Here is a 21,937-nt window from a genome sequence, read left to right as displayed (position 1 = left end):
CGGCACATGGCCACAATGCCCCCGAGCGCGCCGGGGGCGGGGCGCACGACGGGATGGACGATGGAGCTGCCTGGACGCGCGTCGAGGCGCAGCCTGCTGCTGCTGGCCCTGGCTGGTGCGGTGCCCGCGCTTGCCGATGACGCGCCCCTGTTCGTCCTCATCGACGGCAGCATCGAGATGCCCCAGGCCCAGTTCAAGGACGGCAAGCCCATCGACGGCCTGCAATACCACCTCGCCCTGGAACTCGGCCAGCGCATCGGCCGCCCGGTGCACTTTCGCCTCGTGCCGCGCCGGCGCCTCGCCCAGATCCTCGATGCCGGCCAGCAGGCCGACCTCATCTGCAACTACATCCCCGGCTGGCTGCCCGGCCCGCTGCAGTGGAGCCGGCCGTATCTCGACGACGCCGACCTGCTTGTCACCGCGGCGCGCCGCCCGGCACCCGCCCAACTGCAGGACCTGGCCGGCCAGCGCATCGGCACCGTGGCCGGCTTTCTCTACCCCGAGACCGAGACGGCCCTCGGCTCGGGCTTTGTGCGCGACGACGCGCCCAACCTGATCACCAATCTGCGCAAGCTCGCTTCGGGCCGCATCGACCACGCCATCGTCGGCCGCGTCACCTTCGAATACCTGCAGCGCCACGGCGACGTGCCGCTGGAGCTGCACTCGCCTCTCGTCATCGCGCGGCTGCGCACGGCCTGCGCACTGTCGCCGCGCAGCAGCCTGAAGCTGGCCCAGCTCGACGCGGCCATCGCCACCATGCAAACGGATGGCAGCCTGGCCCGCATCGTCGAGCGCTTTCGCTGAAGCCTGGGCGCGCCATGAGGTTGACGAGGCGCTGCCTGTTGCTAACCCTGGCCACGGGGCGGCCCGCGGTGGCGGCCGAGGCGCCCCTCGTCGTTCTGATCGACAGCACGGTGCAGCTGCCCCAGGCGTTGATCCGTGACGGCCGGGTGGTGGAGGGTCTGCAGCACGACATCGCCGTCGAGCTTGGCCACCGCCTGGGCCGGGAACTGCGCTTTCGTGTCGTGCCGCGCCGGCGCGTCGGGCCGCTGCTGCTGGCCGGCGAGGACGCCGACCTGATCTGTACCTATCTGCCCGCCTGGCTGCCCGGGCCGCTGCAGTGGAGCCGGCCCTTCCTGGACGACGGCGAGCTGCTCCTCACCGCCAGGCGGCGCGCGGCACCGGCGCGGCTGCAGGACGTGGCGGGCGAGCGCATCGGCACGATCTCCGGCTTCGAGTACAGCCAAGCCGCCGCGGTGCTGGGCGCGGGCTTCAGGCGCGACGACGGGCCGACCCTGGACAGCCTGCTGCGCAAGCTCGCCCTCGGCCGCGTCGACCACGCCCTCGTCGGCCGCGCCAGCTTCGCCTATCTGCTGCGCCGCGGCGAGGTGCCCGTGGCTTTGCACCCGCCGCTGCTTGTCGCGCAATGGCGCACGGCCTGCGCACTGTCGCCCCGCGCCACCGTGTCGCTGGCCGATCTGGACACCGCGCTGGCGGCCATGCAAGCCGACGGCAGCCTGGCGCGCATCGTCGAGCGTTATCGTTGAGCCCATGAATCTCGCCGTGATCGGTGCAGGCCCTGCCGGCCTCGCGCTTGCCCTGCTGGCTGCCCAGCGCCTGCCCCAGGCCAGCATCCACCTCTTCGACACCCGCCCGCTGGACCGCGACGTCAGCGGCGATGCGCGCACGCTGGCGCTCAACCTCGGCAGCATCCGGCTGCTGCAGCGCCTGTCGGCCTGGGTGCCCCAGAGCGCCCAAGCCATCCAGACCGTGCACATCAGCCAGGCGCCGCCCGCGCCCATCGCCGGTGAGGTGCGCATCAGCGCCGCCGAGCAGGGCCTGCCCCAGCTCGGCGCCGTGCTGCCCTATGGCGCGCTGGTTGCGCCGCTGCAGCAGCGCTGGCTGGCGCTGGCTGCGGCCTCACCGCAGCGCCTGTTCACGCGCTTCGCGACGGCCGTGCATGCGATCCGCTCCAGCTCGGACGGGGTGGAGCTGGACTGCGGCGAAGGCCCGATCGTCGACAGCTTCGACCTCGCCGTCGTCGCCGAGGGCGGCGTGTTCGCCGAGCAGGATCGCAAAAGCATCACCAGCGACTACCACCAGAACGCCTGGGTGGGCAGCGTGCGCCTGGCCGCGCCCGGGCTGCGGGGCCTGGCCATCGAGCGCTTCACCCGCAACGGCCCGCTGGCCCTGCTGCCGCTGCCCGACGACGCGCAAGGCCCACGCGCGGCGCTGGTGTGGTGCCTGCCCCAGGCCGAAGACGACATCGCCTCGTTGACCGACGCCCAGCGCCTGACCGTCATCCAGCAGCAACTGCCCGCCGTGGCGGGAACGCTGACCGGCATCTCGGCGCTGAAGTGCTTCCCGCTGGGCCTGAACGCCGAGACGCGACTGTTGCAGGGCCGGGCGCTGCGCATTGGCAACGCGGCCCAGACGCTGCACCCCGTCGCCGGCCAGGGCCTGAACCTCGGCTTGCGCGACGCCCAGGCCCTGGTCGACGCGCTGCGCGAGGCTGCCGAAACCGGCCAGAGCCTGGACGCCGCGCTCGCCCGCGTCGACTGGCAGCGCGCGCCCGACCGCTGGCCCATGATCGCCGCGACCGATTTCCTCGCCCGCAGCTTCGCCTGGCGCCTGCCAGGGTTGCCGGCGCTGCGTGGCCTGGCGCTGGCCGGGCTGGAGCTGGCCACGCCGCTGAAGACGGCGGTGGCGCGACGCATGATGTTCGGAGGCTGAATGGACATCCGACCCATCCAGCCCAAAGAGATCGAAGCGGCGCGCCAACTGCTGGCCGACAACGACTGGGGGCCGCGCGTGCAGGACCCTGGCGTGTTCCGCCAACTGCTGGCCCAGTCCCAGGTGGCGCTGGTCGCCGTCGAGGGCGGCCAGGTCGTCGGCTTCCTGCGCGCGATCACGGACGGCCTGTTCAATGGCTACATCTCCATGGTCGTCGTCGCGGCCTCGCACCGCGGGCAAGGCATCGGCACGCAGCTCGTGCAGGCCGCCATGGGCAGCAACGACCGCATGACCTGGGTGCTGCGTGCCGGCCGCGACGGTGTGTCGGCCTTCTACGAGAAACTGGGTTTTCGCGTGTCCGAGGTCGCCATGGAGCGGCCCGGCCAGCGGCGCTGATTGGGAAACACGATGCGAACCCTCTTCACGCTGGCCCTGCTGCTGACCCTGCTGCCGGCCCAGGCCCAGCTGATCCCGCCGGCCAAGGCCATCGCCGGCGCCTCGCAGGAGGAGTGGTCGAAGCGCTGGTGGCACTGGGCCTTGTCGTTCGACGACGAAGACAGCCCCGTTGCCGACACCGACGGGCGGCTGTGCGCCAGCGGCCAGTCGGGCCCGGTCTGGTTCCTGGCCGGCACCTACGGCACGCGGCGCACGGTGCGCAGCTGCCGCATCCCGGCCGGCAAGACGCTGTTCTTCCCCCTCGTCAACACCATCGCCTTCCCGCCCGACGACGAGCGCGAAGCCTGCGCCTCGCTGATGCTGCGCGCCGAGTCCCAGACAGAGGCGCCGGAGGCCCTGGTGCTGGACCTGAACGGCAAGCGCTTCAACGGCTTGGCCGCGCACCGCCAGGCCACGCGCGGCTGCTTCCTCGTGGCACCGGACGACGATGCACCGGCGGCCGGCAATGGCTACTACGTCGCGCTCGGCCCCCTCAAGCGCGGCCGCTACACGCTGAACTTCGGCGGCATCCTGCCCAGCCTGTCACAGGCCGTGACCTACACCCTCGATGTCCGGTGACAGGTGACGGGCCTGCGCCCTAGACTCCGGCTAACGCCACCGCAACACGCATGACGCCCGCTCCCATCCCCGCCAACGACGCCGAGCGGCTGCGCGCGTTGCGCGAGCTGCTCATCCTCGACACACCGCCCGAGGAGCGTTTCGACCGCATCGTCAGCTTCGCGGCCGACGAGTTCGACATGCCCATCGCGCTGATCAGCCTCGTCGACGCGCAGCGACAGTGGTTCAAGGCCCGCGTCGGCCTGGCGGCCTGCGAGACCTCGCGCGAGATCTCCTTTTGCGGCCATGCCATCGTGCAGAGCGACCTGTTCCAGGTGATGGACGCGCTGCAGGACCCACGCTTTGCCGACAACCCCCTCGTCGTGGGCGACCCGTTCATCCGCTTCTACATCGGCGCGCCGCTGATCCTGCCCAGCGGGGCGGCCATCGGCACGCTGTGCCTCATCGACATCAAGCCGCGCGAGTTCGACGCGATGGACAGCGCCATTCTGGGCACGCTGCGCGACCTGGTCGTCGCCGAGCTGTCCGGCCAGGGTGAGGGCGAATGATGGACGCCCACGTCAAGCTCACAGGCCGGCTGCTGCTCGTCGAGCCGCAGTTCGTGCTGCGGCGCACGGTGTCCGTCATGGCGCGCGACATGGGCCTGGCCGACGTGCAGGAGGCGACCAACGCTGCCATCGCGGAGCGGCTGCTGGTCGAGCGCCGCTTCAATGCGCTGCTGATCGCCATCGACGACGAAGGCGAATCGCTGGAGCTGCTGCGCCGCCTGCGCGCCGGCGACACCCCGCAACCCGCCAGCCTGCTGGTGGCAGCCACGGCCACGGCCTGCGATGTCGAACTGGCCATGCGGCTCAAGGAGCTCGACGTCTGCCGGCTGCTGCTCAAGCCCTTCAAGGTGCGCGGCATGCTGGAGGTCATCTCCGCCCTCGGTGCGCCGGCGCCCTTGGCCGAGCCCTGAATAAGGCCCTGTCGTGCCCGCTTTTGCGGCCAACGGCGCCGCGCCGCGGGCCTAGCATGGGTCACCCATGCGCCGCCCCGCCTTTTTCCGCGTTGCTCCTGCCGCCCTGCTGGCCCTGCTGCTGGCCGGCTGTGGCGCGCCCAGCCAGCCCCTGCCCATGGTGGTCAGCCCCGCTGACGCGCTGCAGATCCGTGGCTGGGTGCCCGACGCGTTCAAGGCCCAGATCGGCGTCGCGCCCGTCAAGGGCGGCCAGGAGACCGGCCGCTGGTGGGGCTCCAGGGTCAGCGCCATGGCGCTGCAGCAGGCACTGGACGAATCGCTCCACGCCGTCGGCATGAAGCCACCCGCACCGCTGCCGGCGCCACGCTTCGAGTTGCAGGCCGAGCTGGTGCAGCTGGATCAGCCGCTGGTGCCGGCCGTCGGTGTGACGGTGGGTGTGGCGGTGAGCTACACGCTGCTGGACAAGGCCGGTGGCGGCCGCGTCGTCTACCAGCGTCGCATTGCCAACACCGACGAAGCCCGCTTCAGCGAGGCCATCCTGTCGCCCAACGAGAGGCTGCGCATCGCCAACGAGCGCGCACTGCGGGCCAACATCGACCTGCTGCTGCGCGACCTGGTCACGCTGCGGCCTTGAGTTCGTGCCGGCGCTGGCCGGCCGTGAACCACAGCAGCAGCGCACAGATGACGCCCGCCACGCTGGCCACGCCGAAGAACAGCATCATCGCGTCGTAGCCCGCCGGGTTGGCGGCGCTCGCACCGCCCAGGTCGTTCAGCCAGCCCGCCACCAGGTTGGCGCCCGCGATGCCGGCGTTCTGCGCCACCCACATCAGGCCGATCGCAGTGCCGAAGCGCGCCGGCGCCACGAGGCGGCTGGTGAGCGGCCACATGACGGCCGGCACCAGGGAGTAGCTGATGCCGATCAGCGCGGTCGGGCCCCACAGGCTCCAGGGCGTCAGCGCCATGACGGCCAGCGCGATGGGCAGCAGCAGCGCACCGAAGGCCAGGAAGGGCGCGTAGCGCTGCAACCGGTCACACAGCCAGCCGAAGGCCGGCGTGGCGAACACGGCGGCCAGGAAGACGTAGCTGTTCATCTCGCCAGCGGTAGCCAGGTCCAGCCCGTGGACATGCTGGAAGTAGGTGATCGAGAAGGTGCTGCGAAACGCCAGGATGACCGAATACCACAGCACGCACAGCGCCAGCAGATACCAGTAGGCCTTGCCGAAGTGCAGCAGGTCGCGCATCACGAAGCGCTCGGCCACCGGCGCCACGGCGCTCTTGCCCGAGCGGCCGCGGTCTACCCACCAGTAGGCGGCGGCCGCCACGAAGGACGTCGCTGCGATGAGCGCCGCGATGACCAGCGGCGGCTGCCAGCCCTGGGCGTAGGCGGTGGCGAACCAGGTGGGCGACATGTCGGCGCTGTAGGAGCCCAGGCGGCCGATGGCCAGCGTGAGCCCCATGACGAGGGCGATGCTGCCGCTGGCGAAATACTGGGCCAGGGCCGCCAGCGTGGCGATGTTGAAGGTCTCGGCGCCGATGCCGTAGAGCAGCCGGCCCGCGGCCATGCCGGCGAAGCTGGGGCTGAAGGCCGTCAGCAGCGCCCCGGCCAGGCAGATGCCGGCGGTGATGAGCGTCATGCGGGCCGCGCCAAAGCGGTCTACCAGCACGCCGCCAACCAGGATGAGCACGACATTGGGCAGGCTGTAGATGGCGTTCAGCAAGCCGACCTGTTGGCCGCTGAACCCGCGCTGCTGCTGCAGCAGCTCGGCCACCGGGCCGATGGAGTCGTAGACGTAGAAATTGCCATACAGCGAGAGCGCCACCAGCACGCCCACGAGCCAGGCCGTGGTGCGGCTGGCTGTGTTGTCAGTCATGGGGAATCCTTTGCAAGCGCTGGCCAGTCGCCTGGCGCAGCGGAGAGCGCGGATTCTCGATGCGCGCCAGGCGGCGGCGCATCGGGGTCTACGCGCTCAAAGCTTGCGGTGGGCGAGCGCCGGCAATTGCTGGCGCACCTGGGTCAGGCGCGCCGGGTCCACCTCGGCGAGGACGACGCCTTCGCCCTCGGCCAGCACGCTGAGCACCTGGCCCCAGGGGTCGATGACCATGCTGTGGCCCCAGGTACGGCGGCCGTTGGCATGCTGGCCGCCCTGGGCCGGCGCGATGACGTAGCACTGGTTCTCGACGGCACGGGCGCGCAGCAGCAGCTCCCAATGGGCCTGGCCGGTGGTGTAGGTGAAGGCGGCCGGCACGGCCAGCAGCTCGCAGCCGCCATAGGCGCGGTAGAGCTCGGGGAAGCGCAGGTCGTAGCAGACCGACAGGCCGACCTTGACGGCGCCGGCGTCGAAGCTCGTCGGCTGGCTGCCGGGCTCCAGCACGCGGCCCTCGTCATAGCTTTCGCGGCCGTTGTCGAAGGCGAACAGGTGGATCTTGTCGTAGCGCGCGGCGCACTCGCCGTCGGGCGAGAACACCAGCGTCGAGTTGCGCACGCGCTCGGCCGTCGTCGACTTGATGGGCAGCGTGCCGCCGATGATCCACAGCCCCAGGTCGCGCGCGGCCGTCGCCAGCATGGCCTGGATGGGGCCTTCGCCCTCGGCTTCCGCCAGCGCCAGCTTGTCGCTGTCGTGCATGCCCATGAGGCAGAAATACTCCGGCAGGGCCGCGAGCTGGGCGCCGCGGCGGGCGGCGTCCTCCAGCAGGCGGCGCGCCGTGGCAAGGTTGGCGGCCACGTCAGGGCCGGAGACCATCTGGACTGCTGCGATCTTCATGCTCATGGCGCCGATGCTAGCGCCGTGACAAGGCGGTGGATGTCTTCTTCGTCGTTCAACCATGACAGCGACGCGCGAACGATGCCGTCGAGACCTCGCGCCTGCATGTCCAGTGGCGTGTAGGGCACGCCGTTGGCGCCGACGCGGATGCCCTGCTGCGCCAGCTGCGAACGGATCGTCGCAGGCGCCTCGCCCTCGACGGTGAAGCTGACCAGCCCCGAGCGCGGCCCGGTGCCGAGGTCCTGCACGCGCACATGGGGCAGCGCTTCCAAGCGCTCGCGCAGCAGGGCCGCCAATGCCTGCACGCGTGTGGCGATGGCGTCGACCCCGAGCTCCAGCGCCTCGGCAATCGCGACCTGCAGCGCCAGCCGCAGCGCGACCGGTTGCTCCGCGGTCTCGAAGCGGCGTGCGTCGTCGCGAAGTTCCTGCCCCCAGGGCGCGGATTGCACATCCACCCAAGGCGGCTCCAGCCGGTCGAGGAAGCTCTTGCGCACGTAAAGCAGCCCCGTGCCGCGCGGCCCCCGCAGATGCTTGCGGCCGGCGCCCTTGAGCACATCGCAACCGAGGGCCTGCACGTCGACGGGCAACTGGCCGAGCGCCTGGCCAGCGTCGATCAGATAGGGCACGCCGGCCGCGCGGGCCACGCGACCCAGCCCTGCGGCGTCGTTGATGAGGCCGCCATTGGCCGGCAGCCAGGTCAGCGAGATCAAACGTACGCGCTCGTCGATCAGCGCCGCGCTGGCCTCGACATCGACGCTGCCGTCGGCACGGCAGGGCAGCACCTCGACGCTCGCGCCGGCGCGCTGGTAGGTCGCGAGATTGCCACCCCACTCCTGCCGGCCGACGAGGATGCGGTCGCCCGCGCGCAGCGGTGCCGTGTGCGTGAAGGCCGCCCAGACCGCGCCAAACGCCGCCGAGCCGCTGCCCATGACCGCCACTTCATCCGTGCCGGCGTTCAGCAGCCGCGCCGCGCCCTCGCGCAGCTGCTGCAACTGCGCGGCGACGGCGTCGGCGGCGTCCATCGGCCCGAGGCGCGATTCCAGCGCCAGGTGCGCCTGCAAAGCCGCCAGCGCCGCAGCCGACATCGTCGAGGCCCCGGCGTGATTCAGCAGCAGTGCCTCGCCCCAGCCCGGCGTCGCCGCGCGGCCGGCCGCCACTTGTGCGGCGGTGATCACGACACCAGCTCCACCAGCGCCTCGACCTCCACTGCCGCACCGGCTGGCAGGCTGGCCACGCCGATGGCAGCGCGCGCATGCCGGCCACGTTCGCCCAGGGCCGCCACGACGAGGTCGGAGGCACCGTCGGCCACCGTGCTGTGCTGGGTGAAGCCCGGCGCCGAGGCGACAAAGACACCCAGGCGCAGCACCTGGCGCACGCGGCCCAGGTCACCACCGACGGCGGCGTCCAGCACGGCCAGCAGCTTGAGAGCGGCCACCTCGGCCTCGGCGCGCCCCGCTGCGGCGTCCAGCACGCCACGGCCCGGTGTGCCGATCTGGCCGGCAATGACGAGCAGGCCCTCGCCCTCGCGGTAGTGCAGATAGTTGGCGGCGGGCGCGCCGAGTTCGGGCAGGGTGTGGCCGAGGGTGGCCAGCCGGTCTTTCAAGGTCGTCATGGGGTGAGCAGCAGCTTGCCCTGCGTCGCACGCGACGCGAGCAGTTCATGGGCACTGGCCACGTCGGCCAGCGGGAATTCGGCGTGGATGCGCAGCTGCACGGCATGGCTCAGCAGCGCGTCGAACACCGTCGCAGCCCGCGCGCGGCGCTTGCTCGCATCGGGCAGGAAGTGGGGCAGTACCGGCCGCGTCAGCGTGAGGCTCTTCCTCTGAAGCGCCAGCACGTCGACCGGCTCGGGCTGGCCGCTGGCCGCGCCGAAGAGCACGAGGTGGCCACCGACGCGGAGCGCCTCCAAGCTGCCGGCGAACGTCGTGCGGCCGACCGAATCGAAGACAACGCCGACGCCACGCGCCGCAGCCGGCCAGTCACTGTCGGCCAACAGCGGCTGGGCACCCAGGCCGCTCAGCCAGTCGGCCTTGACTGCGCTGGACACGGTGCCGAAGACCTCATGCCCACGCGCCAGCAGCCACTGCACCAGCCAGCCGCCCACGCCGCCGGCCGCGGCATGCACCAGCACCGGCTCGCCCGGCCGCAAACGCGCGACGTCGTCCAGCAGCATGGCCGCCGTCAGCCCATGCTCCAGCGCCGCGGCGGCGTCACGCAGCGACAGCGCCTCGGGCACGCGCACCAGGTGCTCCAGCGGCACGGCCAGGTGGCCGGCGTAGGCACCCTGCACGCCGGTCGTGAAGGCGACGCGCTCGCCCGGTGCGAACTCGGCGCCGGGTGGCACGTCGACGATCTCGCCCGCGCCCTCCAACCCGAGGCGCCAGGGCAGCGAGATGCCGGGGTAGCGGCCCTCGCGCTGGTAGAGGTCGACGAAGTTGACGCCGGCGTAGGCGATGCGCACGACGGCCTGGCCGGGCGCGGCGGCCGGCTGTGGCAGTTCGCGCAGCGCCAGCACCTCCGGCCCGCCGAAGCGGTCGAGAACGATGGCGGTAGTCGTGGAAGACATGGCAGCTCCGCAGTTAATCTGGCGCCACTGTCGGCCGCGCCCCGGTCCCGCGCCAGCGAGGCTTTGGCACAGCGGCTTTGCCGATTTCTCAACACCCGTGCTTTCAACATCCGTGCGCGAGCGCCTGCCACCCCTGTTCTCCCTGCAAGCCTTCGAGGCCGCCGCGCGCCTGGGCAACTTCAGCCGCGCGGCCGCCGAGCTGCACCTGACGCCCGGCGCCATCAGCCGCCAGGTGCGCCAGCTGGAGGACTGGTGCGGCCAGACGCTGTTCGAGCGCGTCGGCAACGCGATGCGGCTGACGGCCGAGGGCCGCGAGCTGCTGGCGCGCCTGGGCGGCCCGCTGGCGGCGCTGCACGAGGCCGTCTACCCGGAACCGGCCGAGGCACGCACGACGTTGCAGATCGCCACGCTGGGTTCGCTGGCGCGGGCCTGGCTGCTGCCGCGGCTGCACGGCTTCATCGCACAGGCGCCCACGGTGCGCCTCATCGTGCAGACGGACTACGCCCTCGTGCGCCCGCCGCCGCGCGTGGCCCTTGTGGCGCTGCGCCACGGCCGGCCCCAGGACGACGGCGAGGTCTTGTTTGAGGACCGGTTGCTGGCCGTCGCCGCACCGGCGCTGGCCCGCGAACTGGGCCGCGACGCTTCGCGCTGGCCGGCCGCGCGCATGCTCAGCCATGTGACCGGCGACGCGCCGCTGTGGCAGGCCGCGGCCGGCGCGACGACAGCGCCGGAAGGCCCGGCCTTCAACGACGCCGGCCTGACGCTGGACGCGGCCGAGGCAGGCCTGGGCGTCGCCATCACCCGCCTGTCCCTGGCGCTGCCGCGGCTGCGCGCGGGCACGCTGGTGCAGGCGCATGCGCTGCTGCTGCCATCGCCGCGCGCCAATCTGCTGGTCGTTCGCGAGGACGCGGCGGCGCTGCCGGTGGTGCGGCGCTTTGCCGACTGGGTACGCGCCGAGGCAGAAGTCACAGCCGCCGAGCTCGCGTGCTACGGCTAGGGGAGCGCCGGACGAGAATCGGATCGCCATGCCGACTCCCTCCTGCCTGCGGCGCCAGCTCCTGGTGCTGCCCCTCGCAGCCGCGCTGCCGTCGGCCCGTGGCACCGGCACGCCGCTGACGCTGCGCCTGCCCGACCCCAATGCCTACAGCGCCCACGGCGCCTTCTTCATCGAGGCCTTGAAGCTGGCCCTGAGCAAGACGGCCGACGGCGAGCCGGCGCCGATCCTGGTTCACGCGGCACCCGATCTGCCCCGCCCGCGCATGCGCCAGATGCTGCAGGACGGCCTGCTGGACCTGATGTGGAGCACCACCACGCCCGAGCGCGAGGCGCAGGCACTGCCGGTGCGCTTCAACCTGCTCAAGGGCATCAACGAGCTGCGCCTGCTGCTCGTGCGAACCGCCGACCTGCCCGCGCTGCGCCCACTGCGCACGCTGGACGCACTGCGCCGGCTGCGGGCCGGCGCGGGCACCTACTGGAGCGACGCGCAGATCCTGCGGGCCAACGGCTTCACCGTCGAGACGGCGACCAAGTCCGAGCTGCTGTTCCGCATGCTCAAGGCCGGCCGCTTCGACTTCATCCCACGCACCCGCGAGGAGATTGACTCCGAGCTGCTGCAATTCGCCGATCAGGGCTTCGCCGAGCTGCCAGGGGTGGCGTTGCAGTACAAGCAGCCGCTGTACTTCTTCGTGGCACGCGACAAGCCGCAGCTGGCCGAGCGGCTGCAGCGCGGCCTGGCGCTGGCGGCGGCCGATGGCAGCTTCGACGCCATCTTCATGGCCGAACCCGGGCTGAAGGCCGCGCTGATGCAGTTGCGCGGCTACACGGGCCTGAGGCTGCAGTTGCGGGCGCTGGAGGCCGAGACGCCGCGTTGACGCAGGCTCAGGGCGCGCTCGCTGCGCTGGCGGCCTTGGGCGGCGAGGCCTCGACCTTCTCCACCTTGGGGTCGTCCCAGGTGCCGGTGATGTGGAACTCGCGCGTGTTGGCCGCAGCCATCGGGCGGCTCAGGATGAGCTGGGCCAGGAAGGCACCCAGCGCGATGGCCGGGTTGATGGCCGCGTAGGCCAGCGACGCGCCGCCGGCCGACACCTCGGGCACGACGACGACGCGCAGCTTCTGCGTCTCGGCCGCCAGGTCGGCGCTGCCGTCCACCAGCACGGCGGCCTGCAGGCCGCGGATGCGGATGTTGTCGCTGCGGGCCACGCCGGCGGCGATCTTCACGTCGCCGGTCACGCCGTCGAAGGTGAAGCCCTCGGCGAAGACGTCGCGGAAGTCCAGCAGCAGCCGGCGCGGCAGCGACTGCAGGCTGAGTACGCCCAGCAGCCGGCCGACGCCGGGTTCGGCCTTGAGGAAGGTGCCGGTGTCGAGCTGCACGTTCAGCGCGCCGGCCATGCTGGCGTAGTGCGGCGCCAGCGGTGAGCCGTCCCAGCCGACCTGGCCGGCCAGCGCGCCCTTGCCGCCGCGCAACACCTGGCCCTGGCCGAGGCGCTCCAGCAGCTTGCCGGCGTCGGCGATGTCGAGCTTCCAGTCGAGCTGGGTGCGCCGTGTGGCGCCGGGGTTGCCACCCTTGGCCGCGCCCCACACGCCACTGGCGTGCAGCGTCGCCTCGGGCGAATGGAGTTCCAGCTTTTCCAGCTTCCAGTCGCGCGCCGCCGCGGGCGCCTGGGCCAGCACTTCAAGCCGGCCCAGCCGCTTGCCGCGCAGCTCGAAGTCGTCGACCTCGATGTCCAGCGAGGGCAGCGGGCTGCCCGCCGTGTCGGCCTTGCCCGGGTCGATGAGCTCGGTGACGGAATCAACCTCCTGGCGCGGCAGCGACAGCCGGGCCAGACGCGCCTGCACGGCATCGATCTGCCCGCCCTTGACGCCCTTGAGTTCGATGCGACCGGCGATCTGCTCGGCATCGACGTTGATGCGCCAGTTGGCGCCGTCGCGCGCCACCAGCGCCGACGCGCGGCCCAGCTGGCGGCCGCCCACCTTGAGCGCCTGGCTGCGCAGCGAAATCTGGCTGGGCAGCAAGCCGGCGTCGTCGCCGTCACTACCGCCACCGTTGCTGCCGGCCAGCGCACCCAGCCGCTGCTGCCAGGCGTCCAGGTCCAGCGCGGCCACGTTGACCTGCAGCAGCACGCCGCTGGCCGGCAGCGCGGGGAGCTTGTCCTGCACGGCCAGCACACCGCGCAGCACCTGCGAGCTGGCGCCGGACACATCGCGCTGCAACTGGGCCTGCAGCAGCGGCGCCGCGCTGGTGCCAACTTCCAGCCTCAGCTCATCGCGGCCCACGCCGGTGGGCGTCATCAGCAGCCGCAGCGGCAGCACGGCCTCAGCCTCCTTGCGGCCTGGCGCCGGCAGGTCCAGCGCCAGGCCTTGCAGGTTGCTGGTGACGCTGAGTTCGCTCTGGCCATCCTTGGGAATGGCGAGCTGGAAACGGTAGGCCGCCTGGCCGCTGGCGGCCTGCGCCAGGCGGGTGACGGCGCCCAGCTCGGTGGCGCGGCGCAGACCGTCGGCGGTGGCCTGGCCCTGCACGGCGAAGCGCAGGCCACCGCCCGGCTGCGTGCCGCCTTCGATGCCGGCGTCGCCGCCGAGCAGGCGGGCCGTCACGCCGGCCAATTGCAGGCCCTTGCGGTCGAAGTCGACGCGGCCGCGCACGCTGCCCAGCGCCGGCAGCTCGGGGCGCAGCTTGAGGTCGACACCGCCGAGCTGGAGCTGGCCCTTGAGCGTCGTCTGGGAGGTGTCGTCCAGCGGGATGCCAATGCCAAGCTTGAGCCCGACCGGACCCTGGGCCGAGGTGGTGCTCAACGCGTGGCCCAGCCATTCGTCCAGCGGCGAGGCGCGCACGAAGCGCAGCAGGTCGACACCGGCGCCGCGGCCGTTGCCGTCGAGCTGCAACAGGCGGCCGTGGTGCAGGTCCTTGATGCCGCCGTTGACGCCGCTCAATTCATAGCCCAGCACCTTGGCGTGGCCGTCCTTGATGAACATGCCGGCGCGCTCGAAGACGAGTTCGGCCTCCACGCCTTCCATGGCCGGCCAGTTGGTGCCGACGTCGCTGGGCGGCACGTAGGCCAGCGTCACGCCCTGGGCTTGCGTCGCAACGCGGAAGACCCCGCTGGACTTGGGCGCGTCGAAGGGGAAGTCGGCCAGTTCGCCCTTGATGCGCACGCTGGTGTTGCGCGCTTCGCCGCCAAGAATGGCGCGCGTCACATAGCTGCGCGTGTTCGGTAGGCTCTGCGGGATGTAGCGGGCCACGCGCGTGGCCTCCACGCGCTGGATGCGGCCGGTCAGGTCCAGGAAGCCGGGTGTCGCGGCACCGGTGGGGCGCCGCCAGGCGACGTCGAACTCGCCGCTCAGGTCGGGCGTCTGCAGCTGGAGATCGCGCAGCTTGAGCTCGACATCGCCAGGCGTCTTGCCACCGGGCTGCGGAAGCTGCCAGCTCATCTGCGTGGACAGCCGCGTGATCGGCAGCCGCGGGTCTTCGAACAGGCCCGGCAGCTCGACCTCGCCGTCATGCACGGCCAGCCGCGCCGAGCCACCGCGCTCGCTGGCGTCCAGCTCCAGGCTGGCGCCGCGCAGGCCGGGACGGCCGACGTGGCCTTCCTGCTCGCTGGGCTTGGCAGACAGCCCCAAGCCGTCGATCTGGGCCTTGACGCGGTAGCTGCGCGGCGCGTCCAGCGTGCCCTGCCACTGGCCGTTGAGCGCCGTCAGCACGCCGCGCGGCTCCAGCTCGGTCAGCAGCTTGTGGGCGCGCTCGCCCAGCGGCAGGCGCTGGGCGATCTGGGCCATCAGCGCAAAGTCCAGGCGCTGGGCGTTCACCTCGCCGCCCAGCACAGCGTCGCCGGCGCCCAGCTGCAGCACCACGCCCCAGTCGGAGCGCGGCCAGGCCACGCCGTCGCCGCTGACGAAGCCGAGCTGGTGGGCCTGCAGGGTCAGGCGGTCCTTGGCGCGGGCCAGGTCCAGCCGGCCCTCGATGTGGTCCAGGTCCAGCTCGGGCGCGGACTCCAGCAGCCGCAGCCGCACGGCGCGCAGGGCCAGGTCCAGCGTGGCGGCCACCGGCTGGCCGTCCTTGATCTCGCCCCAGGCGCGCACGGCGCCGTCGCCCTCGCTGAGCTGGAAGGGCAGGTCGACGTGGCGGCGCAGCTGGCTGAGGTCGGCACGCGGCAGCTCGGCGTAGAGCTGGCCGCTCCAGTGCTGGTACTCGCCGGGGCGCTTCAGCAGGCTTTGCGTGAACTTGCCGCGCAGCGTGAAGCGCTGGCCCCAGTCGGCGGGCGGGGTGGCGTCCAGCCGCAGTTCGTGGCGGCGCAGGCCGTTGCGCATGATGAAGTTCAGCGCCGACAGCTCCAGCGGCCGCGCATCGGCACGTTTCTCGTCCACCCAGCGCACGCGGCCGTTGACGATGGCGAGTTCGGGCTGGCTGAACAGCCAGTCCATCCCGGCCTCGGTGGTGCCGGCGTCCGTCTTCTCGGCATCATTCAGGTCCAGGCCGCCAATGAAGATGCGGCCCTTGGCGTCGCGGCGGATGATGAGTTCGGGGGTGTCGACCAGCAGCTGCGAGAAGCGCGGCTCCAGCGCGAGCAGCGAGTGGGCCGACAGCACGGCCGCAACACGCGGCAGCCGCAGCGCCGGGCGGCCGGCGGCGTCCAGCACCTGCACGTCACCCAGCTCCATGCGTGGCATCCAGCCGCCGGTTTCGACCGTGATGCGGCCGATGCGCAGCTCTACCCCCAAAGCCTTTGAGGCTTCCTTTTCCAGCCAGGGACGCCAGTCATTGGCGTGCGGGAGAATGGCCCAGTGCAATACGGACCACGCCACCACCGCCAGGGCCCACACCAGGGCCAGGCCCAGCAGCAACCAGCGCAGGCTGTGCCAGCACAGGCGCAAAGGCCAGCGCGTGGCGCGGGTGCAGCGGTGGAGGGCGGCCGAGAAGAAGTCAGACACGTTGTCTTGGGGCACGTGGAGAAGAACCGGCCGGCAGTCAATCTAGCACAGGGTCATGAACGCACTGTTTCCCGTTCTTGCTGAACACAGCCGCTACGTACAGCGGGTTCGCCGCCGTTACACGGCCGAGTTGACGCTGCTGCCGGCGGGCCTGCCCGACCGGGCGGTCATCGCGGCGCTGATAGCCACCCTGGCCGCGGGCCGGCCACTGGCGAGCAGCCTGCGCGTGGCCCGCCACCTGGTGCTGGAGCGCCTGGCGGTGCTGGACATCGAACAGGCCGCGACCGTGGAAGATGTCACGCTGGCGATGACGCACCTGGCCGAGGTCACGCTCGACATGGCGCTCACCGCCGCACGAACCGAGCTGGATGCCATCCACGGCGAACCGCGCAATGCGGAGGGGGGCGACATCGCCTTCTGGGTGCTGGGCATGGGCAAGCTCGGTGCGCGCGAGCTGAATGTCTCGTCGGACATCGACCTGATCTATGTTTACGAAGACGACGGCCAGACGCAAGGTCCAAGGCCCGTCACGGCGCACGAGTACTTCTCCAGCGTGGCCAAGCGCCTCTACACGCTGATCGGCGACGTGACCGACGACGGCCAGGTCTTTCGCGTCGACCTGGCGCTGCGCCCCAACGGCAAGAGCGGCCCGCCGGTCGTCAGCCTGGCGATGCTGGAGGAGTATTTCCTCGTGCAGGGCCGCGAGTGGGAACGCTTTGCGTGGCTGAAGAGCCGCGTCGTCTCGCCGCTGTCGGGCATGGGCTCGCCGAGCGATGCGCGCACGCTGCAACTGCGCCACCTCGTCACGCCCTTCGTCTACCGCCGCTACCTGGACTACGGCGTCTTCGAAGGCCTGCGCCAGCTGCACGGCAAGATCCGCAGCGAGGCCAAGGCGCGCGCGGCCGGCCGGCCCGAGCGGGCCAACGACGTGAAGCTGTCGCGCGGCGGCATCCGCGAGATCGAGTTCATCGTGCAACTGCTGCAGGTGGTGCGCGGCGGCCAGTTCCCCGAGATCCGCACGCGCTCCACCGTCAAGGCCCTGGCCCAGCTCGCCGGTGGCGGGCTGATGAAGGCCGAGACGGCGCAGAAGCTCAGCGAGGCCTACGTCTTCCTGCGTCGCGTGGAACACCGCATCCAGTTCCTGGACGACCAGCAAACCCACTGCCTGCCGCAGGGTGACGCCGACCTGGCCTGGATCGCCGCGTCGCTGGGTCTGAAGTGCACGCGTGAAGCCTGTGAGCTGTTCGAGCAGCTCGGCGAGGTGCGCGAGCTGGTGGCCACCGAGTTCGACGCGCTGCTGCACGAGGGTGGCAAGCCTCAGGGCGGCTGCAAGGGCGGCCAGTGCGGTGGCCCCAAGCCTGCCGTGGACGGTGAGGACTTCCTGGCCGGCCTGCCGCCGCCGCTGGCCACCGCCGTGCGCGCGCTGGCCGACACGCCGCGCGTGCAGGGCCTGCGCGAGGAATCGCGCCAGCGCCTGGCCAAGCTCTTCCACCGCGCGGCGCAAGCCGTGGCGGCCGAGGAATGCTCGCTGGACGCAGCCCTGCGCTTTGTCGACTGGGTGGGCCCGCTGCTGCGCCGCGAGAGCTACCTGGCCCTGCTCGTCGAGCGCCCCGCCGTGCAGCAGCGCCTGCTGCGCCTGCTGGGCCTGGCGCGCTGGCCGATGCGCTACCTGATGCAGCACCCGGGCGTCATCGACGAACTCGCCGACCCGCTGCTGCTGACCGCCCGCTTTGACCGCGAGGCCTTCATCACCGACCTGCTGGAACGTGAGCAGGGCTGGGAGCGCAGCGGCGAGGCCGACGAAGAGGCGCTGCTGGACACGCTGCGCCGCGCCCACCACGCGGAAGTCTTCCGCACGCTGGTGCGCGACGTCGAGGGCCGCATCACCGTCGAGCAGGTGGCCGACGACCTGTCGCTGCTGGCCGATGCCGTGCTGCAGATCGCCATCACCTGGGCCTGGGCCCGCTTCGGCAAGGCCCACCGCCCAGATCCCCGCCTGGCCGTCATCGCCTACGGCAAGCTGGGCGGCAAGGAGCTGGGCTACGGCGGCGACCTGGACGTGGTGTTCGTCTTCGACGACGAAGACGAGAACGCCAGCGAGATCTACGGCGCCTTCGTGCGCCGCCTCATCACCTGGCTGACGCTGCGCACGGCGGCCGGCGAGCTGTTCGACATCGACACGGCGCTGCGGCCGAACGGCAACTCGGGGCTGCTGGTCACGTCGCTGGCCCACTTCGAGGCCTACCAGACCGGTCGCGGCAGCAACACCGCGTGGACCTGGGAGCACCAGGCCATCACGCGGGCGCGCTTCTGCGCCGGCAACGCCGAGCTGGCCGAGCGCTGCGAGGGCGTGCGCCGCCAGGTACTGACCGCGCCGCGCGACGCCGAGGCGCTCAGGCGCGAGGTGCAGGCCATGCGCGAGAAGGTGCGCGCCGCACGCCCGGTGCGCGAGGGCCTCTTCGATGTGAAGCACAGCGAGGGCGGCATGATGGATGCCGAGTTCGCGCTGCAGACGCTGGTGCTGGCCAACGGCGCGGATCACCCCGAGCTGCTGGACAACCTGGGCAACATCGCACTGCTGCAGCGCTGCGAAGCCGTCGGCCTGCTGCCGGCCCGCGTAGGCGTTGGCGCCGCCAATGCCTACCGCGAACTGCGGCGCGTGCAGCACAAGGCCAGGCTGGACGAGCAGTCCACCGCGCTGGACGCCGAGGCCGCCGCACCGCTGGCCGCGCATCGGGACGCCGTGCGCGCGCTATGGCAAGCCGTGTTTGGTTGATGCTCTGCGCGGCGCTCGCCGCGCTTTCGCTGCTGGCCTGGCCATTGCCGCGTGAGGCGCTGGACTGGCAGCCGGCACTCGTCGTATCGCAACCCTGGCGCGCAGTCACGGCCGCCTTCGTCCACTGGACGCCTATCCACCTTGCGGCCAACCTGGCCGGCTGCGCCGTCCTTGCGCTCCTCGGCCACCGCGCCGCCCTCGGCAAGCCTGAAGCCCTCGCAGGCCTCATCGCGCTGCCGCTGACTCAGGCAGGCCTGCTGCTGCGCCCCGAGCTGCTGCGCTACGCTGGCCTTTCCGGCGAACTGCACGCGCTGGCCGCCATCGCTGCGCTGGCCCTCGTCGTGCGTGGCGGCCGTGAGCGCCTCATCGGCGCAGCAATAGCCCTCGGCCTGGTCATCAAGCTCGCCCTCGAATCTCCGCTCGGCCCCGTGCTGCGCACCACGCCCGGCTTCGACTTCCCCGTGGCGCCCTTCGCCCACCTCACCGGCGCCATTGCCGGTGCGGTTGCTGGTGCGTTGGTGTGGCGATTGACATTTCGGACAATACCGAAATAATTGCTTCCTCCCACGGAGGACAGCGATGAGCACCACCCCACACACCGCCTTCGGCATCGGCCATTTCGACGTCGCCGGCCCCGACCTCGAACGTCTCAGCCCCTTCTACGCCGGGGTCTTCGGCTGGCAGATTGAACCGCGCGGCCCGGGCTATGCGCAGCTGCAGACGCCCGCCGGCAGCCCCAACGGCGCCCTCGTCGAGCAGCCCGAGGCGGCCATCACCTTGGGCATCGTCGTGCCCGACCTGGCCCGCGCGCTGAGCCAGGCCGAAGCGACCGGTGGCCGCGTCGAGATGCCCGTCACCGACAATGGCTGGGTGCGCAAGGCCCAGGTGCGCGATCCGGCGGGCAATCTGCTGACGCTGATCCAGGGTGACTGAGACCGAACTCGACGAGGCCTTGCGCGCGCTGGCCCACGCCGAGCGCCGCGTTTTCGTGCGCGAATGCCTCAACCGAGAATGCGCGGCCGGTGAGCTGGCCGAGATTTCGTCCCTGGCCATTGCCAGCGTGTCCGAACACCTGAAGGTGTTGCGCAAGACGGGCTTGTTGACGCTGGAGGTGCGCGGCAGGTTCTGGATGTACCGCACCGACCCCGCGCGCCTGCAGCAGGTGCTGGCCGCCTTGCAAGGCAGTTTTGAATTGGAAAGAGAGAACGACCATGGGACGTGAAGCCCTTTGCACCGCCCGAGTGGGCACCGAGACCGCGGAGGTCACGGCCCTGCTCGAATCGACCACCGTCGTGCTGCGCGGCGACATCAAGCGCCGTTGGGAGATCGCTGCGCTGCAGAACTTGCGCATCGCCGGCGAGGAGCTGCTGTTCGAGTTTGGCGATGAAGCCGTCGCCCTCGTGCTGGGCGAGAAGGAAGCCGGCAAGTGGTTGAAGAAGCTGCAGACGCCGCCGCCCACGCTGGCCGCCAAGCTGGGCGTCAGCGCCGAGACCCCCGCTCTGCTGATCGGGCCGACGGTGGGCACGCTGGACCCGGCGCTGGCCGAAGCACTGGCCGGCGGCATCACGACCAATGTGCGCGAGGCGCGCATGCTGGTGGCCGTGCTGAGCAACCCGTCCGAACTGCCGCGCATGGCCGAGTTCCATGCCGACATGATCTGCAAGACGGTCTGGGTGGTGCACCCCAAGGGCCCGGAAGCCAGCCCGTCGGACACCGAAGTGCGCGTGGCGATGCGCGGCTGGGGCTATGTGGACAACAAGACCAGCGCGGTGTCGGACAAGCTGACGGCGACGCGCTACGTGCTGACCACGCCGCCGGCCAAGAAGCGCGTACGCAACCGCTGAGTTGAAACTGCCCCTCGCCCAATCTCGCCGTGCTGGACGCCGGCGAGCTTGGTCGGTCCCCCGAGGGGGCGGCGATGCTTGCGGCATTGAGCCGCAAGCACATCGCCAGCGCGGGCCGGCTTGGGAGCGGCCCGGCGCTTGGCCCGCAAGGTTCATGCGTCGCGGGTAACGCGAATGCGGAATGAGTCGCCTAAGCCTCGGGCTCTAAATCACATTGGCTTCGACGAGAGGCCGACCATCGAGCAGGCGCTGCGGCGTCAGCGCGGCGATCAGCGGTGCCTCCAGGCCCGCGATCAGCCGCGCCATCGAGAACCCCACGGCCGGCGACTGCTGCATGCCGTGGCCCGAGAAGCCGCAGGCCGTGAAGGCATTCGCGTACCCCGGCAGCCTGCCCGCCAGGCCGTTGTGGTCGAAGGCGTTCATCTCGTAGTAGCCGGCCCAGGCCGAGCGCACGCGCAGCGCCTCCAGCGCCGGCACGCGGGCGGCGAGCGTGGGCCAGAGCTGCTCGTCGAAGAGGCCGAGGTCGATGTCATCCAGCGAGGCGTCGTCGACATCGGCGCCACGCGGCGGGCCGCCGGCCAGGATCAATGAGCCCTCGGTGCGAAACCAGAAGCCACTCGGGTCGATGACCAGCGGGCAGCCGGGCAGCGCGGCCTGCGTTTCGAGCACGAAGACATCGCGCTTCCTGGCGCTGACGGGCAGCTCGAAGCCGAGGGCCTGGCCCAGCGGCGCGCTCCAGGCACCGGCCGCAATCACGAAGGCGTCGCCACCGATGCGCGTGCCGTCTGCGCAGCGCACGGCGGCCACACGCTCGCCCTGGGTGTCGAAGCCTCGCGCCTCGGCTTCAACAAAACGCACGCCACAGGCCTTGGCCTTGCGCCGAAAGGCGCGATGCAACGCGGGGCCGTCGAACCAGCCCTCGCCGCTGAGGCCCAGCGATCCGAGTGCGAGATCGCCCACGGCCAGCCACGGAAAGCGGGCCACGAGTTCGGCCGGGCTCAGCAGTGCGACGTCCACACCCTCGGCTCGCTGCAGGGCATGCACCTCGCGTAGCGTCGCTGCGCCGGCTGCGGTCGCGAGATAGAGATAGCCCGGCTCGACAAGGCCGATGGCGGGCCGGTCGTCGGCCGTCGCCAGCTCGTCCGCCGCGCGGCGCAGGAACTCGATGCTCCATCTCGACAGCGCCATGTTGACCGGCTGCGAGAACTGCTGGCGGATGGAGCTCAGCGACAGCGAACTCGACGCCCGCGCGTAGGAGGGATCGCGCTCGATGACGGTCACCGCAGCGCCATGGTCGCGAGCCAGGAAGCAGGCGGTGGCGGCGCCCATCACGCCGCCGCCGATGACGGTCACTTCGAACATG

The 21,937-nt window shown here is 71.4% G+C and carries 22 protein-coding genes; 15 read left to right on the top strand and 7 right to left on the bottom strand.

Going from position 1 to position 21,937, the window contains the following annotated elements:
• The first annotated feature begins 60 nt into the window (after nt 1-60).
• From AC07V5_RS07190 to AC07V5_RS07155, 8 genes are all read left to right on the top strand, one after another.
• Nucleotides 61-804 (top strand): substrate-binding periplasmic protein, encoded by a 744-nt coding sequence (locus AC07V5_RS07190; protein WP_495114949.1) that lies wholly within the window; start codon nt 61-63, stop codon nt 802-804.
• A 14-nt stretch (nt 805-818) separates the two neighbouring features.
• Entirely contained in the window at nt 819-1,547 is a 729-nt protein-coding gene (locus AC07V5_RS07185; RefSeq protein WP_495114948.1) for a substrate-binding periplasmic protein, read from the top strand.
• 4 nt (nt 1,548-1,551) lie between these two features.
• Nucleotides 1,552-2,733: an FAD-dependent monooxygenase gene (locus AC07V5_RS07180; protein WP_495114947.1), complete on the top strand. Its 1,182-nt coding sequence runs from the start codon at nt 1,552-1,554 to the stop codon at nt 2,731-2,733.
• The gene (locus AC07V5_RS07175) at nt 2,734-3,129 is read left to right on the top strand and encodes a GNAT family N-acetyltransferase (protein WP_495114946.1); all 396 of its coding nucleotides are present in this window, start codon (nt 2,734-2,736) and stop codon (nt 3,127-3,129) included.
• A 12-nt stretch (nt 3,130-3,141) separates the two neighbouring features.
• Nucleotides 3,142-3,747, top strand: a complete 606-nt coding sequence (locus tag AC07V5_RS07170; RefSeq protein ID WP_495114945.1) for a hypothetical protein — start codon at nt 3,142-3,144, stop codon at nt 3,745-3,747.
• 50 nt (nt 3,748-3,797) lie between these two features.
• A complete protein-coding gene (locus tag AC07V5_RS07165; RefSeq protein WP_495114944.1) occupies nt 3,798-4,295 on the top strand; it encodes a GAF domain-containing protein in 498 nt (165 codons plus the stop codon).
• Nucleotides 4,295-4,705 carry a response regulator gene (locus AC07V5_RS07160; protein WP_495114943.1) on the top strand — a complete coding sequence of 137 codons (411 nt, stop codon included), beginning with the start codon at nt 4,295-4,297 and terminating at the stop codon, nt 4,703-4,705. The genes AC07V5_RS07165 and AC07V5_RS07160 overlap by 1 nt, the downstream gene beginning before the upstream one ends.
• Nucleotides 4,706-4,772: 67 nt before the next feature.
• Nucleotides 4,773-5,339 carry a hypothetical protein gene (locus AC07V5_RS07155; protein ID WP_495114942.1) on the top strand — a complete coding sequence of 189 codons (567 nt, stop codon included), beginning with the start codon at nt 4,773-4,775 and terminating at the stop codon, nt 5,337-5,339.
• Here the strand turns inward: AC07V5_RS07155 and AC07V5_RS07150 are convergent.
• The 5 genes from AC07V5_RS07150 to AC07V5_RS07130 form a co-directional block, all read right to left on the bottom strand.
• A complete protein-coding gene (locus AC07V5_RS07150) occupies nt 5,323-6,576 on the bottom strand; it encodes an MFS transporter (protein ID WP_495114941.1) in 1,254 nt (417 codons plus the stop codon). The genes AC07V5_RS07155 and AC07V5_RS07150 overlap by 17 nt on opposite strands.
• A 96-nt stretch (nt 6,577-6,672) precedes the next feature.
• Nucleotides 6,673-7,467: a carbon-nitrogen hydrolase family protein gene (locus tag AC07V5_RS07145; RefSeq protein WP_495115665.1), complete on the bottom strand. Its 795-nt coding sequence runs from the start codon at nt 7,465-7,467 to the stop codon at nt 6,673-6,675.
• 2 nt (nt 7,468-7,469) lie between these two features.
• Nucleotides 7,470-8,642: an aminotransferase class V-fold PLP-dependent enzyme gene (locus AC07V5_RS07140; protein WP_495114940.1), complete on the bottom strand. Its 1,173-nt coding sequence runs from the start codon at nt 8,640-8,642 to the stop codon at nt 7,470-7,472.
• The gene (locus AC07V5_RS07135; protein ID WP_495114939.1) at nt 8,639-9,079 is read right to left on the bottom strand and encodes a RidA family protein; all 441 of its coding nucleotides are present in this window, start codon (nt 9,077-9,079) and stop codon (nt 8,639-8,641) included. The genes AC07V5_RS07140 and AC07V5_RS07135 overlap by 4 nt, the downstream gene beginning before the upstream one ends.
• Nucleotides 9,076-10,032 carry a quinone oxidoreductase family protein gene (locus tag AC07V5_RS07130; protein ID WP_495114938.1) on the bottom strand — a complete coding sequence of 319 codons (957 nt, stop codon included), beginning with the start codon at nt 10,030-10,032 and terminating at the stop codon, nt 9,076-9,078. Before AC07V5_RS07130 ends, AC07V5_RS07135 begins: the two co-directional genes overlap by 4 nt.
• Nucleotides 10,033-10,129: 97 nt before the next feature.
• On the opposite strand from AC07V5_RS07130, the gene AC07V5_RS07125 reads away from it, so the two are divergent.
• Both AC07V5_RS07125 and AC07V5_RS07120 read left to right on the top strand, forming a co-directional pair.
• Complete coding sequence (locus AC07V5_RS07125; protein ID WP_495114937.1) at nt 10,130-11,029, top strand: LysR family transcriptional regulator; 900 nt, start codon at nt 10,130-10,132, stop codon at nt 11,027-11,029.
• A 28-nt stretch (nt 11,030-11,057) separates the two neighbouring features.
• On the top strand, nt 11,058-11,903 hold the full coding sequence (locus AC07V5_RS07120) for a substrate-binding periplasmic protein (protein ID WP_495114936.1): 846 nt from the start codon (nt 11,058-11,060) through the stop codon (nt 11,901-11,903).
• 7 nt (nt 11,904-11,910) lie between these two features.
• Here the strand turns inward: AC07V5_RS07120 and AC07V5_RS07115 are convergent, their stop codons facing one another.
• Nucleotides 11,911-15,969, bottom strand: coding sequence for a YhdP family protein (locus AC07V5_RS07115; RefSeq protein ID WP_495114935.1), 4,059 nt, complete (start codon nt 15,967-15,969; stop codon nt 11,911-11,913).
• Nucleotides 15,970-16,009: 40 nt separating this feature from the next.
• Here AC07V5_RS07115 and glnE point away from each other — a divergent pair, with 40 nt between their 5' ends.
• Genes glnE through AC07V5_RS07090 form a run of 5 tightly spaced genes read left to right on the top strand, consistent with a single transcriptional unit; the run spans nt 16,010 to nt 20,574 of the window.
• Entirely contained in the window at nt 16,010-18,730 is a 2,721-nt protein-coding gene (glnE, locus tag AC07V5_RS07110) for a bifunctional [glutamate--ammonia ligase]-adenylyl-L-tyrosine phosphorylase/[glutamate--ammonia-ligase] adenylyltransferase (RefSeq protein WP_495114934.1), read from the top strand.
• Nucleotides 18,709-19,284, top strand: coding sequence for a rhombosortase (gene rrtA, locus AC07V5_RS07105; RefSeq protein ID WP_495114933.1), 576 nt, complete (start codon nt 18,709-18,711; stop codon nt 19,282-19,284). The genes glnE and rrtA overlap by 22 nt, the downstream gene beginning before the upstream one ends.
• Before the next feature lie 25 nt (nt 19,285-19,309).
• Nucleotides 19,310-19,663, top strand: coding sequence for a VOC family protein (locus AC07V5_RS07100; protein WP_495114932.1), 354 nt, complete (start codon nt 19,310-19,312; stop codon nt 19,661-19,663).
• Nucleotides 19,656-19,952, top strand: a complete 297-nt coding sequence (locus tag AC07V5_RS07095; RefSeq protein ID WP_495114931.1) for an ArsR/SmtB family transcription factor — start codon at nt 19,656-19,658, stop codon at nt 19,950-19,952. The genes AC07V5_RS07100 and AC07V5_RS07095 overlap by 8 nt, the downstream gene beginning before the upstream one ends.
• A complete protein-coding gene (locus AC07V5_RS07090; RefSeq protein WP_495114930.1) occupies nt 19,942-20,574 on the top strand; it encodes a hypothetical protein in 633 nt (210 codons plus the stop codon). The genes AC07V5_RS07095 and AC07V5_RS07090 overlap by 11 nt, the downstream gene beginning before the upstream one ends.
• Before the next feature lie 204 nt (nt 20,575-20,778).
• On the opposite strand, the gene AC07V5_RS07085 is transcribed toward AC07V5_RS07090, so the two are convergent.
• Nucleotides 20,779-21,936, bottom strand: a complete 1,158-nt coding sequence (locus AC07V5_RS07085; protein WP_495114929.1) for an NAD(P)/FAD-dependent oxidoreductase — start codon at nt 21,934-21,936, stop codon at nt 20,779-20,781.
• Nucleotide 21,937: the final 1 nt, after the last annotated feature.

Source organism: Roseateles sp. GW821-FHT02E12, assembly GCF_059421665.1.
Note: the sequence above shows the minus strand (reverse complement) of the source record. Positions and strands in the feature narration are given on the sequence as shown.